Origin of the sequence: Alicyclobacillus fructus (genome assembly GCF_017329605.1) — a bacterium.
GTDB classification, from domain to species: Bacteria; Bacillota; Bacilli; order Alicyclobacillales; family Alicyclobacillaceae; genus Alicyclobacillus; species Alicyclobacillus fructus.
On the sequence record NZ_JAFMTY010000005.1, the window covers coordinates 67,368 to 81,470 of the forward strand.

Sequence of the window (14,103 nt, forward strand, 5' to 3'; positions counted from 1 at the left end):
TCCCTTGGATGCCTCAGCGGTCGCGATCGAAGCCGAATTGGTGCAGAAGCGCCGGCTTGTTGCGCCAGTCCCGTTTCACCTTGACCCACAGCTCGAGATAGATGCGGTTTCCGAACAGCGCCTCCAGCTCATGCCGCGCCATCTCCCCGACCCGCTTCAACATCTGCCCCTGCTTGCCGATCAGGATGGCCTTTTGGCTCTCTCGCTCCGTGTAAATCACCGCGCTCACGTACAGCGTGTCGGACGCGCGGCGCTCCATGTGCTCCACGGTCACCATGACGGAATGCGGCACTTCGTCGCGCGTCAGTAAGAGCACCTTTTCCCGTACGATCTCGCTGATGATGAACGATTCCGGCTGATCCGTGATCATCTCGTCCGGATAGTATTTGGGCCCTTCCGGCAGGCGCTGTTCAATCAACTCGGTCAGAAGTTCCACCTGTTCGCCTTTCAGGGCCGAGATGGGCACATATTCGTCAAACGGCCGCAGCGCCTGATACTCCTCGATTCGCTTGAGTACAAGGGCGCGATCGTCCAGGGCGTCCACCTTGTTCAGCGCGAGGATCACGGGCGTGCGCACGCGCTCAAGCTGTTTGGCAATCTCCTCTTCCGTAGGATGCACGGGCGAGGACGAGTCCACCACGAAGACGATCACGTCCACCTCGTTCAGGGTCTTCAGAGCAGTATCGACCATGTATTCGCCGAGGCGGTGCTTCGGCTTGTGAATGCCCGGCGTGTCGATGAAGATCATCTGCGACGTCTCCGTGGTTCGCACGCCGCGGATGCGATTGCGAGTGGTCTGCGGCCGGTTCGACATGATGGCCACCTTCTGGCCGACGAGCGCGTTCAGAAGCGTGGACTTGCCGACGTTCGGCCGCCCGATGAGCGCCACAAAACCAGATTTGTAGGTCATTTTGCCTCCCCCTCCCTTCGAGGCCGTTTAATTTCGATTTCCTCCCGGTAGGGCCAGAGCCTCACCGTCCACACGGCGGCCAGCCACGCCGTGACGAGCGCGGAGGCTCCCAAGTTGCGACGGCTCCAAAGCCAGAGATGCCAAGGCCAGTTCGACGCGAGAAGCCACGCGGCGACGGCGAGCGCCCCGAGCGCGACAAAGGTCACGGCGCCGCTCGCCACATCTTTGGCCATGCCGGCCACGGGGTGATCGCGCCACTCGGACGCCACATCGACCGCCAGCTCAATCGCCGTGTTGAACAACTCCGCGGCGAAGACGCACATGGAGACAAACACGGTGATGGCCGCCTGCGTCAGGCTGGGTCGCAGACACCATTCGACGGCAGCGAGGCAGGTGAACAGCCACACGTCCCGCTTGAGATTTTTCTCCGTGTGAAAGGCGTACACCACGCCGTTCAGGCCATAGGTCACCGCCCGAACAAACGGTTGGGACCTCGGATCGTTCCGCGCCGGCCCGCGCCGCCCCGCCTCTTTCATCCCTTCACCGCCTCGCCGTTACGAACGCGTGAGCCCTATCCCCTGCAAGATCTCCTCCTGCAGCCCGAACATCTCGCGCTCTCCAGCCTCGTCCTCGTGGTCGTAACCATTGAGGTGCAGGAATCCATGCACTAACAGGAACGCCAATTCCCGTTCCAGGGAATGGCCGTACGACTCCGCCTGTTCGCGCGCGCGATCGACACTTACCACGATGTCTCCCAGCATCGGTTCGGCTTCGTCGGGATCGGCCAATTCCTCGCCCTCGTTCATTGGAAAGGAGAGGACGTCCGTAGGCCTGTCCACTTGGCGGTAGGTTCGATTCAGCTCGTGAATGGCCTCGTCGTCCACGAACAACACGGACACTTCGCCGCGAACCTCAATCCGCTCGGCCGCCGCCTCGAGGACGCGCTGCACGAACGCGTGCGCATCCCCGTGCGGCGGAGCGAGCGGCCAATCCACCTCGCAGGTCACATCGATGGACAAACGACTCACTTCGCCACTTCCTTCTTCAGCTTGTCAATATCCGGATATTCAATGCGCGCATGGTAAATGCCCTTGAGCGTCTTCATGAACGCGCCGACCATCGCGTCGAGATCCTGCAGCGTCAGATCGCATTCGTCCAACTGGCCGTCCTGCAGGCGATCGCGGATGATCTTGCGGATCACGCCCTCGACGCGATTCGGCGTGGGCCGCGACATGCTGCGGACCGCGGCTTCCACGGCGTCGCAGATCATGATGATGGCGCACTCGCGCGTCTTCGGCTTCGGACCGGGATAGCGAAAGTCATCCACGCGCACAGTTCCGTTTTTATCCTGCTCCTTGGCCTTGTGATAAAAATACCACAGAATGGTCGTCCCGTGGTGCGTCGCGCAGATGTCCTGGATCGGCTTCGGAATCCCGGCCTTGCGCAGCATCTCAAGCCCGTCCGACACGTGCGACGTGATGATGAGGTGGCTCAGGCTCGGCGCGACCTTGTCGTGCGGGTTCTCTTTCGTCATCTGGTTCTCCACGAAGAACATGGGCCGCTTCGTCTTGCCCACGTCGTGGTAGTACGCACCCACGCGGCAGAGAAGGGGATCCGCCCCCACCAGCTCGGCCGCGGCCTCGGCGAGATTGCCGACAATCAGGCTGTGATGGTACGTCCCCGGCGCTTCGAGCAACACCTTGCGCAACAGCGGATGATTCGGGTTTGAGAGCTCGAGCAGGCGAATGGGCGTGAGCAGCCCAAACGCCGATTCGAAAAACGGAAGAATGCCCATCGTCAGAATGGCGGCGAAGATGCCGTTGAGCGCCGCCAGGCCGACGTGCAGCGACAGGGCGTGCAGATCCGCCCCGCGATTCGCCTCGAGCAGGTAGAGCGCGATGACCGTCCCCATGTTCACGGCCGACACGATGAAACCTGCGCGCATGAACGTGGCGCGGCTCGTGACGCGGGCCACACTGTAGGCGCCGACGAGCGAACCCACGAAGCCGTAGAACACGAAGTCGTAGTTCATGCCGAACGCCGCACCGAGCAGAAACGAGAAGAAAAAGGCCGCCACCACCGCAAGCGACGAGTCCATCATCACCGTGATGAGCATCGCGCCCAGCGAGATGGGCAAAAGATACGGAGTCGACGCGGGGCCCCCCGCCACCACAATCCACTTGGTCACCGCAATGAGGATGGCCATGAGCACAAACACGAGCCCCAGGATGCCGAGCATCAGGTTGTCAAGCCGCCGCCTCGGCGCCCTCCGCTCGACGTAAGCCGCGAGCATGGCGACAGAAATGGCGATGAACACGGCGAAGCCCACGCCAACTCTCACGCTCGGATACGCCGAATACAGCCCGACATCCTTCAATTTGCTGATCACGTCGCTCGTGACGACTTGGTTCTTCGCGACGATCACGTCGCCCTGGTGAATCAGGACCGGCTGCACACTTTCCGCCGCCTGCTCACGAGCTTCCTGCGTCGCCTGCGCCTGATACACCATGTTGGGCCTGAGCACGCTGACCGCCGTGTTCTGCACGATGAGGGCTTCATCGCGATCAAGCCCAAGATTCAGATTCACGATCTGCCGATCCACCAGGAGCATCGACTGCTGCATGGAGTCGGCGTAGAACGGTTGGCTCAAGATGGCCTGTACCACTTTCGCGCTGTCCTTCTCCAGCGCTGCAAGCCGAGCAGGGGGCTCGCGAAGAAGAAGCGAAAGCGTCGACGTCGAAAGCCCGTTGGGCGCCGCACGCTCCACCTCAGCCAGTCGCTCAGACGGCGTCAGATCCGGATTCTGCACGGCCGATCTCGCCGCGCCAAACAACGCCGCCAGCTCCTGCAGGGCCTGAGTCAACACCTGCGGAGACTGCGCGTACTGTTTCGGGACCTTGGCCTCGGCCGCCTTCCGCTTCGCCGCCGTGGCCGCCGTGTCCACAGCCGTCACCGGGGCCACGACGGTCGTCGGACTCACCTCACCGACCGTGAAGTGGTATCGCGGCGGCATCATGCTCGAGGCGAGAATGGCGAACAAGAGCACGCCAAGCCCCAAGTACAGGGACACGCGGATGCGCCGGCTGTGACGAAAGGCGTCGTCATCCAGCCAGCGGCGAATGGCGTTTCCCCATCCTGTCCACTTCATAGGAAAAATGCCCCTTGCGCTTGAGGCAGGGCCTTAGCCCTGCCTCGCCTGGTCTTGTGCGTATGCGTCAATGATCTTTTGAACCAGATGATGCCTGACGACGTCCGACGGACTGAACGTGTGAAACGCAATGCCCGGTATTCCGCGCAACACGCGCTGCGCATGCACCAGACCGGACAATTTGCCCGTCGGAAGGTCGATCTGCGTCACATCGCCCGTGATCACCATCTTCGAATGGAACCCAAGGCGAGTCAGGAACATTTTCATCTGTTCAATCGTCGTATTCTGCGCTTCGTCGAGGATGACGTAACTGTCTTCGAGCGTCCGCCCGCGCATGTAGGCGAGCGGCGCAATTTCGATGTTCCCGCGCTCGAGCGCGCGGATCACCTGCTCCTGCCCGTAAATGTCGTGCAGCGCGTCATAGAGCGGCCGCAAATACGGGTCCACCTTCTCCTGAAGATCGCCCGGAAGAAAGCCCAGCTTCTCACCCGCCTCGACGGCCGGACGAGTCAGCACGATGCGCTTGACCTCTCCGCGCTTCAACGCCATCACGGCCATGGCCACCGCGAGATACGTCTTCCCTGTTCCCGCGGGTCCGACGCCAAACACGATGTCGTTCCGCCGAATGGCGTCCACGTACCGCCTCTGCCCCAGCGTCTTCACGCGGATGGCCTTGCCCTTGTAGGTGGTGCCAATCTCCGTCGTGTACACATCGATCACGTCGTCGAGATCGCCCGCATGCGCCATTTCAATCATGTATCGGTAATCCGATTCGCCGAGCTGCATGCCGCGGCGAACCAAGGTGGTGACCACGCTCAACAGGTGCTGCAGGCGCGAGACCTCGTCCTCGTCGCCCACGAATTGAATCTCCGTTCCGCGGACAATCACCTTCGCGGAAAACGCCTGACTGAGCAGGTGCAAAAGCAAATCGTTCGGCCCGAGTGCCTGCACCGCTTCCTCGTTCGTCGGAAACACCCACTTCTTTGTCGCCGTCTGCTCAGCCAACGATGCACCATCCCCGTCCTTACGATTGCGCCGCGCCAGCGGACTTTGGCATGGCTTCCGTCTCCGGGATGGGGGCGGGAGCGCCGATGTCCTGTTGGACGCGCGTAAGTATGGTCGCGTATAGAGTACCACGCTCAAGACGTTCCTGTAAAACGGATTGCCCCAAAATGACCATGTCTCCGCCGGCGAGAGATCGAACGTCCGAAGCGGCCATGACGAGCGCCTCCGCCCGCGCCGCCGCGGCATCGACCTGCAATACGGCCGGTTTGACCTCATACAGCGTCGCGTGCACCCACTGCACCGGAAGGCGCCAAGACCCCACGCGCCAATCGGTGTCGCGATCGCGCTCGTAGGTCGCTGGCGGCGCCTCCTGAAACCCCCACACGCGCAGACGAGCCGTGCCAATTTGCAGGTAGTCGCGAGAGACAAACGCGCCGGTCAACCCTTGCTGCGAGATGCGAAGGGGGATGGACACGTCGGAGGTGTACCAGACCTCCGCGTAGACGTGGCCGCTTGCAGGCACGTTGGGTCCTCCATCCGTCAGGCGGCCGGAAATGAGCACCTGCCCTGGCTGCACCAGTTGGTTGGGCTTGACCAGCACGCGGCCGCGAGACGCCTGCACGTCGAGAATGACCCCCGGCCGCGTGGCGACGATATTGCACGGCTGGCGATTCGCCTCAGGCACGCCAGGGATCTTGGGAATCCCACGCACCACGGCCACGGATCCCTTCAACTCCACGCCCACCCAGACGTAGTTCTGGGCCCGAGCCACGATGCGCTCCGCGAGCTCGGCAGGCGGCGCGAGCCGGGATTTCCATTGCCCGACTTCCAGCCCTGCTTCAACCGCGGCCTGGCGCAATTCCGCCTCCTGGTCCTCTCCCTCCGCGCCCTGAATGTCGATCCGCCACACGATCGACGAGAGCGCATAGAGAATGGCGACAAACGCAAAAGCGCCGACCGCGAACGCCTTCCGCCTCCACAGCCGCCTCCCGAGAAAAGGAGCCCCGTGCCGCTCCACGATGCGGAACTTCACATTCAGCGCGCGGCGCGAGCTGATCAAGCTCCGAAGTCCCGCGACGCTCACGCGGAGCATCACGCCATCCGCCACAAAGCGCACATCTCGTACGACGATGCCCTGCCGCTGCAGCCGGGCGACGCACTGCCGGGCGCCCGGCCCAGAGACCACCAACGTCGCAGACCCCCGCCAAAACCACTCGAATCGCGAGTCGCTCACCGGGGCCCACCTCCGAACGACAGGTGGCGAACGCGCCCCACCGCGTGAATCTCGCGTTCCGTCACGAGTTTGATGACAAAGGATTCCCCCTCGATCTCGACGACGCGATCGCCCAAGTCGCAGGAAATCCGGTCGGGGGCCACCTCCATCAGCGCCTTGGCGCCTTCGATGATCAACTCGTCGCCCACGACGGTCACTCGAGCCACTGGTTCGACGGCATCCGGCGGAAGATGCAACAGTTCCCCCGCGCGCCGCTTGAATGAAGACGTCCATCCCGGCATGGCCCATTCCTCCCCCTGGATGACTATGCGAGACAGGCTCGCCATAACACCAGGCGGGAACGGGCCGGAGAAGAAACGTGAGGAGCCGCCCGAAGGAACGGCTCCTCACCCGTGTTCCATATTCATCCGCGATTCACGCGAGCAGGCTCTCGACAATCTGCTGGACACGGCGGCCATCTGCGCGCCCGCGCACCGCCGGCATCAGTTCGCGCATGACCTTGCCCATGTCGGCCTTCCCCGAAGCGCCGACCCGAGTCATCACGTCTTTGGCCAACTCCGCGATCTCGTCGTCACCGAGTTGCGCCGGCAGATACGACTCGAGCACGGCAATCTCCCGCTCGGCCTGCTCGATGAGATCCGTCCGATTTGCATCGCGAAACGCCTGGAGGGAATCTCGGCGCTGCTTGATCTCCTTCTGAATGACGGCCACGACGTCATCGTCCGTCAGCGCCCGGCCCAATTCGATTTCTCGATTCTTGGCCGCCGATTTCACCATCCGGATGACGGAGAGCCGGATCTTGTCCTTGTCTCTCATCGCCTGTTTGAGGTCGTCATTCAGTTGATCAAGGAATGCCATGATGGTTCCTCCCGATAGACCTCAGTAGCTGCGGCGGCGCTTGCGCTGAGCTGCCTGGGCCTTCTTCTTGCGCGCGACGCTCGGCTTCTCGTAGTGCTCGCGCTTGCGAACCTCCGCCAACACGCCGTCGCGGGCCATCTGCTTCTTGAACCGCCTCAGCGCGCTGTCGATGGACTCATTCTTGCGCAGACGGACTTCCGACATGAGATCCCCTCCCCCCGGACACATCAGTTGTGGCCATTATAGTACAGCAGGAAATGCTCGTCAAACACGCATGCTTCCGCGGTTGGTCGCATAGGTTGTCCTAGAACGGGAGGGAGGCGCATGATCACCCACATCGTCGCGACGTGCCTGTCCCTCGTCGCCTTCCTCGGCGGCCTTCGCCTGATGCGATCCGGCTTCGAGCGAATGGCGGAAGGGCGCCTCGCGCGCCTGATCCGGACGGCTGCGTCGACGCCCACGCGCGGTATCGTCACGGGGGCTTTGAGCACGGCGCTCTTGCAATCGTCCGGAGCGGTCACCGCCATCACCGTCGGACTGGTCGCCGCGGGCAGCCTGGACTTCGCGAGCGGCCTCGGGCTTGTGCTCGGCGCCAACGTGGGCACCACCGTCACGCCGCAACTGCTCCACCTGAACCTGTGGGGCATCGCGCTTCCCGCCCTTGGCATCGGCATGATTCTCTCGCTGTCGCCGAGGCGCGGCCAAAGGCCGCTCGGCGAAGGCCTGGTTGGCTTCGCCTGCCTCTTCATTGCGCTTCAGGCGCTCGCCGCCGCCCTTCGCCCGCTGGCGTCGGCGCCCTTCTTTCGCCACATCCTCGCCGCGTCCGGGCACCAGATCCTTTGGGCGGCGCTCGCCGGCTGTGTCCTGAGCGCCCTCGTGCAGTCGTCCACCGCCACCACGCTGATCGCGATGGCCCTCGCAGACGGGCACATGATTCCGCTGGCGGGCGGGATCGCCATCGCGCTCGGCGCCAACGTCGGAACCTGCCTGACGTCGATCCTTGCGGCCATCGGCACGCCGCGCCCCGCCCAGCGCATTGCGCTCGCCCACGTGCTGCTGAACGCGCTCGGCGTCGCACTGGCCCTTCCCATTTTGCATCCGTTGACCACTGCGATCGCGGCCGTATCCCCGTCACCCGGCCAAGCCGTCGCCAACGCCAACACCGCGTTCAACGCTCTCTGCACGCTGGCCGCCTGGCCGTTCACGCGGTCGTTCGCGCAGCTGCTCACGCGGATGCTGCCCGACGCGCCGGCCGCGTGAGCCGGTCACGCTTCGTCCAACAGCTTGAGCGCGGATGACGTGCCAAGCCGGTCGGCGCCAAACCGCAGGAGATGCCGCGCCGCCCCAGGCGTGCGAATGCCTCCGCTGGCCTTCACGCCCGCCATCCCTCCGACCGCAAGCGCCATCAGCGCCACGTCCGCCGGGCGGGCACCCGCCGCGTGATAGCCTGTCGACGTCTTGACGAAGTCCGCGCCCGCCGCCGCGGACACCAGGGCGCCCTTGACCACGGCATCCGGTGTCAGCGCGCTCGTCTCCAGGATGACCTTCACGGGAACGGCCGGCGATTTCAGCGACGCAGCCTCGACCACCGCGCGCACCGCCTGCGCATACGTCCACACGTCTCCCTCAGCCAGCGCGCCGATGGGCCCCACCATGTCGATCTCGTCCGCACCTGCCGCCACCGCCTCGATCGCCTCCTGGCGCATGGCGTTGACCGTCTGCGTCCCATGCGGAAAGCCGATCACCGTGCACACCCGCACGCCGCTTTGCGCGAGAACGCGCTTCGCGAGCGGCACATGGCGCGGTGAGACGCACACCATCGGCAGCCCGTGATTCACGGCCTCCAGGCACAGGTTGGCCACGTCGATCTCGCTCGCCTCCGGCTTCAGAAGCGTCGATTCGATGGCCTTCCTGACCGCGTCGTCTTCGACCTCACGCGGCAAGGACACATGCCCGGGATCCGGCAGACGTAGCTCTGGGAACGTCACGGCCAACTCGTCCCGGCACGCCTGCAACAGCCGTCGGGCCACAGGCTCGGCGACTTGCCAAGCCGCGACGAGATCGTCCCAAGGCGCATCCGGGCCGAGCGCCCGCCAAGCCTCCTCCAGGCGGCCATCCCGCCAAGCGAGAAGCGATTCCGCCTTGTCCAAGGCAAAGCGCCAGTTGGCGTAGCCCTGCCCGTCGTGGCGCCGCTTCGCCTCGTCCCAAGGCAGGAAATAGGCTCCGTTCACTTCCTCCGCCTGATGCACCGGCTCCGAACCGTCTTCCGCGATCATCAGGAACAGCCGCACCTGCTTGCGCACGGGCTCGCCGCCTCGCTCGATGCGGTACTCCACCCGCCCGACATCGCCTGCGATGCGCGCGATCACGCCCGTCTCCTCCTGCACCTCGCGCAGCGCCGCCTGCTCCCACGATTCCCCCGGCTCGAGATGCCCCTTGGGAAACGACACTTTGCCGTACTGATCGTCGATGAGCAGGACCTCGCGCGCCCCGTTGCGCTGGCGCACCACGACACCGCCCGCCGCCCGTTCGATTCGAACCGTCACGACGTCATCCGCCCCCATTCCACATCTTCTTCAGGGAACGTCACCTGCTCGAGAAAGGCCGCCCGGTGCACGCCCGGCCCCAGATCCGTCATCCGCACGCGAATGACCTCGCCGACCATCGACTCGAGCGGCGTGCCCGCAGGCGCTTCGAAGGCGACCCGGAGATAGTGGCCGTCGTAGCCCACGAGCATGCGCGATGCTTCGGGCAGATGGCCATACGCGCGGCGCACCTCCTCGTCCGCCGAGGTGAGCGGCGACTCGGCGATGACCTCGAGCTCCCTGCCGACGAACGAGGACGCGTACGCGCGGCGCAACTCTTCCCCGAGCGCGATCATCCGCGCCACGCGCTCGCGCTTCACATCCTCCGGCACCTGATCCTTAAATTTGTACGCGGCCGTGCCCCGGCGCGGCGAATACGGGAACACGTGCAGCTGCGCGTAGCCCTGCTCCCGCACGAACGCGTACGTCTCCTCGAACTGTTCGTCCGTCTCGCCGGGAAAGCCGACGATCACGTCCGTCGTCACGGCGAGATCCGGCAGGCGGCGCCGAAGCTCCTTCAACTTGTCCGCGTATTCCGCCGTGGTGTAGTGCCGGTGCATGCGCTGAAGCACGGGATCTGAGCCCGCCTGCAGAGGAATGTGCAGGTGCGGCACCACCTTGTTCGACGACGCGAGCACGTCCATCAGGCGATCGTCGATCTCGCTGGCCTCAATTGAGCTGATGCGAATGCGAAACGGCAGGTCGATGCGCTCGAGATCCAACAGGAGATCGGCGAGGCGGTAATTCTCGAAGTCCTCGCCGTATCCGCCCGTGTGAATCCCCGTGAGCACAATCTCTCGATAGCCCGCACGCGCAAGCTTGGTCGCCTGCAGCACCACGTTCTCCGGCTTGCGGCTGCGGATGAGGCCCCGCGCGCGCGGGATGATGCAGAACGTGCAGAAGTTGTTGCACCCGTCCTGGATCTTCAGGTTCGCGCGTGAGCGCTCTTCAAAGTAGGGCACGTCGAGTTCGTCAAACTCGGCGGCCTTCATGATATTGCCCACCGCCAGGTACGGCCTCCGCTCCGCCAGGACCGACTCGACGTGATCGACAATCTTCGACTTCTGGTCGTTCCCCACGACCAGATCCACGCCCTGAATGCGCGCGATCTCGTCCGGCGCGATCTGAGCGTAGCAGCCCGTGACCACCACGACCGCGTCGGGATTGGTTCGGACCGCGCGGCGGATCATCTGCCGGCTCTTGCGATCGCCCGTGTGGGTGACCGTACAGGTGTTCACCACGTACACGTCCGCCTTGCTGTCAAACGGCACCTGCGTGTACCCGCGCCGCTTGAACGTCTGCCATATCCCCTCGGTGTCATAGAAGTTCACCTTGCAACCCAAGGTGTGAAACGCCACCGTCGGCACCTTCTCAACCTCCCATGTCCCCCGATTCAGCCAGTGCAATGGCGAGCGCGGCCGCGCCCGCGGTCTCCGTGCGCAAAATGCGCGGGCCGAGCGTGACGCAGAGACAGCGCGCGTCGCGCTCCGCCACCCGCCTTTCCCCCTCTCCGAGACCGCCCTCGGGCCCTACCACGACAGCCGCCGGGCTGGCCGCATCCCGCGCCCGCAGAGCCGACACGATGCCTTTCGCCCGCTCTTCCTCGTCGAGCACGAGCACGCGCTCGACGCCGCGCTCTCTAAGAGCGCCAAGCGCCGCGCCGAAATCCCGCGCCCATACCACAAACGGCACAACATCGCGTTGCGACTGCATCGCCGCTTCGCGCACGACCTTGCGCCAGCGCGCCAGCTTCTGCTCCACCTTTCCTTCGCCGGAGAGACGCACGATGGATCGCTCCGCTTCAAACACCACGAAGCCCGCGGCTCCTATCTCCGTGCACTTTTGCAGAATGATGTCCATCTTCTCTCCTTTGGCCAGACCTTGAGCCAGAACGAAGTTTTGCTTCGGCTCGCTGGAAGGCGCGCGCTCGCGCAAGTGCACGCAAACCTGCCCAGGTCGCACATCGGCGATCTCGGCCCAGAACGGCCCGTTGGCGGCGGCAGCCACCAGCGTCTCGCCCGGCTTCGCCCGCAAAACGCGCGAAAAATGATGGCCGTCCTCGCCGCCGATCCACACCCGCGCCCCTTCCTCGCCATCCACGTCCAGGAACACGCGCGGAAGCATCAGCGCCTCACCGCCAAAAGACTGACCCAGTCGTCCTTCTGCGCCCGGCGAACGATCGAAAATTCGTGCGCTCGCAGCGCCTGCTCGACCTGCTCGCGCTGGGATTCAATATACCCCGACGTCAAAAACCATCCTCCCGGCGCCAGTCGAGCGCGGACCTGCGGCACGAGCGCGATCACGACGTCGCGCAGGATGTTGGCGACCGCCAGATCGAACGTCTCGTCCGGGCGGAGCGCGGCCAACAGGTCGCCCTGGCGGACGTCCACGCGGGCTTCGAGCCCATTCTGGCGCACGTTCTCGGTTGCGGCGGACACGGCGACGGGATCGAGATCGATGGCCACAACGCGCTCGGCGCCGACGAGCGCCGCCGCGATCGCCAATACGCCCGTGCCCGTCCCGACATCCACCACACGCATGCCGGGTCGAACGACCTCCGTCAAGAGCTCGGCGCACATCTGGGTCGTCTGGTGATGGCCCGTGCCGAAGGCCATGCCGGGCTCAATGGCGATGACGCGCCGATCCCTGTACCGTTCAAGTTCCTCCGGCTCCGCCCAGATGGGCACAATCACCAATGAATCTCCCACCGGGATGGGGTGATACTGTTCCTTCCAGGCGTCCTTCCAGGACGATTCATCCACCAGTTCCACGCGAACATCCGACGCCTGCGGCCCGGGATCCAGTCCGGCAAGCCGCACGCGGCTTACGGCGTTCCGCATCCGCTGCTCGATCTCGCCGCGATCATGCGTCTCCGGAAAGTAAACCGAGACCTCGACGTCCGGCGTGGGCGTCAACTGCTCGTCGAACCATTCGCCGAACCGCGGCGGCCTCACCTCCGCCGGAGAGATGCCTTCCATCTGCACGCCCTGCACGTCCGGATAACCTTCCAGGACGGCGGACAGCGCATCTGCCGCTTCGTGCGCCACGCGCACGCGCACGTGCCACCAACGCAAAGCCAAGCCTCCTCGTCAACCCCACCATGATCTTGTTCAGCCATCAGCCGAGAAACGCATCCTTGACGCGTTCCATGAACGTCCTCTGCTGTTCGTGCGTTTCTTCGCCAAGCTCTTTCGCAAGCTGGCGGAACAACTCCTTTTGGCGTTCCGTCAGATTCGTCGGTGTGACGACGTGGACGCGAATGTGCTCGTCCCCGCGCACGAGCGGCGATCCCAATTTGGGGATGCCTTTGCCGCGCAGCCGGAACGTCGTGCCTGTCTGCGTCCCCTCCGGAATGCGAAGCTTCACCTTGCCCTCGAGCGTCGGCACTTCGATCTCATCGCCCAGGGCGGCCTGCACAAACGAGATCGGCACGTCGACGTAGATATTCGTGCCTTCGCGCTCGAACACTTCGTGCGGCTTCACGTGGATGACGACAAACAGGTCGCCGGGCGGACCGCCGTTGGGGCTCGGCTCGCCATAGCCCGCCATTCGCAGCCGCGTCCCCGTGTCCACGCCCGGCGGAACCTTGACGTCCACGCTGCGCCGTACGCGCCGCTTGCCCTGACCGCGGCAATCCGGGCATGGGTGTTCGATCACCTGCCCCCGCCCGTGACACACGGGACACGGCCTGCGGTTGATCATGCGGCCAAATGGCGTGCTGGTGACGGTCTGCTGCTCGCCGGTCCCGTTGCAAGCCTGGCAGACCCGCGGCTTGGTCCCCGGCTTTGCGCCGGAACCGCCGCACGTCGAACACGTCTCGGTCCGCGGCACTTGAATTTCGCGGTTGGTGCCGAACGCAGCCTCTTCAAACGAGATTTCCATTTCGTATTCCAGATCGTGGCCGCGGACCGGACCGCGCCGCGTGCCCCCGCCGAAGAACATGTCAAAGATGTCGCCAAAGCCGCCCAGGTCGAAATCGCCAAATCCAGCGCCCGGGCCCCCAGCCTGGCCTTGAAAGCCGCCAAACCCCTGCGCGGGGTCTTCGTGGCCAAACTGATCATAGCGCGCTCGCTTCTCCGGATCCGACAGGACGGCATACGCCTCCGCAATCTCGGCGAATTTCTGCTGAGCATTCGGGTCGTTCTTGTTGACATCCGGGTGATACTGACGCGCGAGCTTCCGATACGCTTTTTTGATTTCGTCCTGGGTGGCGGACCGGCTGACACCGAGAACCTCGTAATAATCTCGCTTGCTCACCGGTATCCCTCCAAACGACCACCGTCACTCCACACCATCTTACAACGAGGGCAGGGCGACGTCACGCGCATCACCCTGCCTGATCCATAGCTATCGCATCGTATGC

General features: G+C 64.3%; 15 protein-coding genes. 1 reads left to right on the forward strand and 14 read right to left on the reverse strand.

Annotated elements, in window-relative coordinates; all coding sequences use genetic code 11:
- Window positions 1-13 precede the first annotated feature (13 nt).
- The 9 genes from era to rpsU all read right to left on the reverse strand — a co-directional run bounded on the left by era (window position 14) and on the right by rpsU (window position 7,359).
- Window positions 14-910, reverse strand: a complete 897-nt coding sequence (gene era, locus J3481_RS03765; RefSeq protein ID WP_206830892.1) for a GTPase Era — start codon at window positions 908-910, stop codon at window positions 14-16.
- Window positions 907-1,446: a diacylglycerol kinase gene (locus tag J3481_RS03770; protein WP_206830893.1), complete on the reverse strand. Its 540-nt coding sequence runs from the start codon at window positions 1,444-1,446 to the stop codon at window positions 907-909. Before J3481_RS03770 ends, era begins: the two co-directional genes overlap by 4 nt.
- Window positions 1,447-1,464: 18 nt before the next feature.
- Window positions 1,465-1,938, reverse strand: a complete 474-nt coding sequence (gene ybeY, locus J3481_RS03775) for an rRNA maturation RNase YbeY (protein WP_206830894.1) — start codon at window positions 1,936-1,938, stop codon at window positions 1,465-1,467.
- On the reverse strand, window positions 1,935-4,058 hold the full coding sequence (locus J3481_RS03780) for an HD family phosphohydrolase (protein WP_206830895.1): 2,124 nt from the start codon (window positions 4,056-4,058) through the stop codon (window positions 1,935-1,937). Before J3481_RS03780 ends, ybeY begins: the two co-directional genes overlap by 4 nt.
- 33 nt (window positions 4,059-4,091) lie before the next feature.
- Window positions 4,092-5,063: a PhoH family protein gene (locus J3481_RS03785; RefSeq protein WP_206830896.1), complete on the reverse strand. Its 972-nt coding sequence runs from the start codon at window positions 5,061-5,063 to the stop codon at window positions 4,092-4,094.
- Between the two features lie 19 nt (window positions 5,064-5,082).
- A complete protein-coding gene (locus J3481_RS03790) occupies window positions 5,083-6,297 on the reverse strand; it encodes a sporulation protein YqfD (RefSeq protein ID WP_206830897.1) in 1,215 nt (404 codons plus the stop codon).
- A complete protein-coding gene (locus tag J3481_RS03795) occupies window positions 6,294-6,578 on the reverse strand; it encodes a YabP/YqfC family sporulation protein (protein ID WP_206830898.1) in 285 nt (94 codons plus the stop codon). Before J3481_RS03795 ends, J3481_RS03790 begins: the two co-directional genes overlap by 4 nt.
- Before the next feature lie 133 nt (window positions 6,579-6,711).
- A complete protein-coding gene (locus J3481_RS03800) occupies window positions 6,712-7,155 on the reverse strand; it encodes a GatB/YqeY domain-containing protein (protein ID WP_206830899.1) in 444 nt (147 codons plus the stop codon).
- Window positions 7,156-7,176: 21 nt separating this feature from the next.
- The gene (rpsU, locus tag J3481_RS03805; RefSeq protein ID WP_008337132.1) at window positions 7,177-7,359 is read right to left on the reverse strand and encodes a 30S ribosomal protein S21; all 183 of its coding nucleotides are present in this window, start codon (window positions 7,357-7,359) and stop codon (window positions 7,177-7,179) included.
- A 120-nt stretch (window positions 7,360-7,479) separates the two neighbouring features.
- On the opposite strand from rpsU, the gene J3481_RS03810 reads away from it, so the two are divergent.
- Window positions 7,480-8,415 carry a Na/Pi cotransporter family protein gene (locus tag J3481_RS03810; protein WP_206830900.1) on the forward strand — a complete coding sequence of 312 codons (936 nt, stop codon included), beginning with the start codon at window positions 7,480-7,482 and terminating at the stop codon, window positions 8,413-8,415.
- A gap of 5 nt (window positions 8,416-8,420) precedes the next feature.
- Here J3481_RS03810 and deoC read toward each other — a convergent pair whose 3' ends face one another.
- Genes deoC through dnaJ form a run of 5 tightly spaced genes read right to left on the reverse strand, consistent with a single transcriptional unit; the run spans window position 8,421 to window position 13,997 of the window.
- Window positions 8,421-9,701 carry a deoxyribose-phosphate aldolase gene (gene deoC / locus J3481_RS03815; RefSeq protein ID WP_328702047.1) on the reverse strand — a complete coding sequence of 427 codons (1,281 nt, stop codon included), beginning with the start codon at window positions 9,699-9,701 and terminating at the stop codon, window positions 8,421-8,423.
- Window positions 9,698-11,107 (reverse strand): tRNA (N(6)-L-threonylcarbamoyladenosine(37)-C(2))-methylthiotransferase MtaB, encoded by a 1,410-nt coding sequence (gene mtaB, locus J3481_RS03820; RefSeq protein WP_206830902.1) that lies wholly within the window; start codon window positions 11,105-11,107, stop codon window positions 9,698-9,700. The genes deoC and mtaB overlap by 4 nt, the downstream gene beginning before the upstream one ends.
- A 4-nt stretch (window positions 11,108-11,111) precedes the next feature.
- Entirely contained in the window at window positions 11,112-11,864 is a 753-nt protein-coding gene (locus J3481_RS03825; protein ID WP_206830903.1) for an RsmE family RNA methyltransferase, read from the reverse strand.
- Window positions 11,864-12,814, reverse strand: coding sequence for a 50S ribosomal protein L11 methyltransferase (gene prmA / locus J3481_RS03830; RefSeq protein WP_206830904.1), 951 nt, complete (start codon window positions 12,812-12,814; stop codon window positions 11,864-11,866). Before prmA ends, J3481_RS03825 begins: the two co-directional genes overlap by 1 nt.
- A 43-nt stretch (window positions 12,815-12,857) precedes the next feature.
- Window positions 12,858-13,997, reverse strand: a complete 1,140-nt coding sequence (gene dnaJ / locus J3481_RS03835) for a molecular chaperone DnaJ (protein WP_206830905.1) — start codon at window positions 13,995-13,997, stop codon at window positions 12,858-12,860.
- Window positions 13,998-14,103: the final 106 nt, after the last annotated feature.

What these genes read in the sequence shown, in the direction of transcription:
- J3481_RS03800 (WP_206830899.1), bottom strand. Translation starts at nt 7,155, where the DNA reads ATGGCATTCCTTGATCAACTGAATGACGACCTCAAACAGGCGATGAGA.
- J3481_RS03825 (WP_206830903.1), bottom strand. Translation starts at nt 11,864, where the DNA reads ATGCTTCCGCGCGTGTTCCTGGACGTGGATGGCGAGGAAGGGGCGCGG.
- J3481_RS03795 (WP_206830898.1), bottom strand. Translation starts at nt 6,578, where the DNA reads ATGCCGGGATGGACGTCTTCATTCAAGCGGCGCGCGGGGGAACTGTTG.
- J3481_RS03810 (WP_206830900.1), top strand. Translation starts at nt 7,480, where the DNA reads ATGATCACCCACATCGTCGCGACGTGCCTGTCCCTCGTCGCCTTCCTC.
- J3481_RS03780 (WP_206830895.1), bottom strand. Translation starts at nt 4,058, where the DNA reads ATGAAGTGGACAGGATGGGGAAACGCCATTCGCCGCTGGCTGGATGAC.
- era (WP_206830892.1), bottom strand. Translation starts at nt 910, where the DNA reads ATGACCTACAAATCTGGTTTTGTGGCGCTCATCGGGCGGCCGAACGTC.
- J3481_RS03770 (WP_206830893.1), bottom strand. Translation starts at nt 1,446, where the DNA reads ATGAAAGAGGCGGGGCGGCGCGGGCCGGCGCGGAACGATCCGAGGTCC.
- rpsU (WP_008337132.1), bottom strand. Translation starts at nt 7,359, where the DNA reads ATGTCGGAAGTCCGTCTGCGCAAGAATGAGTCCATCGACAGCGCGCTG.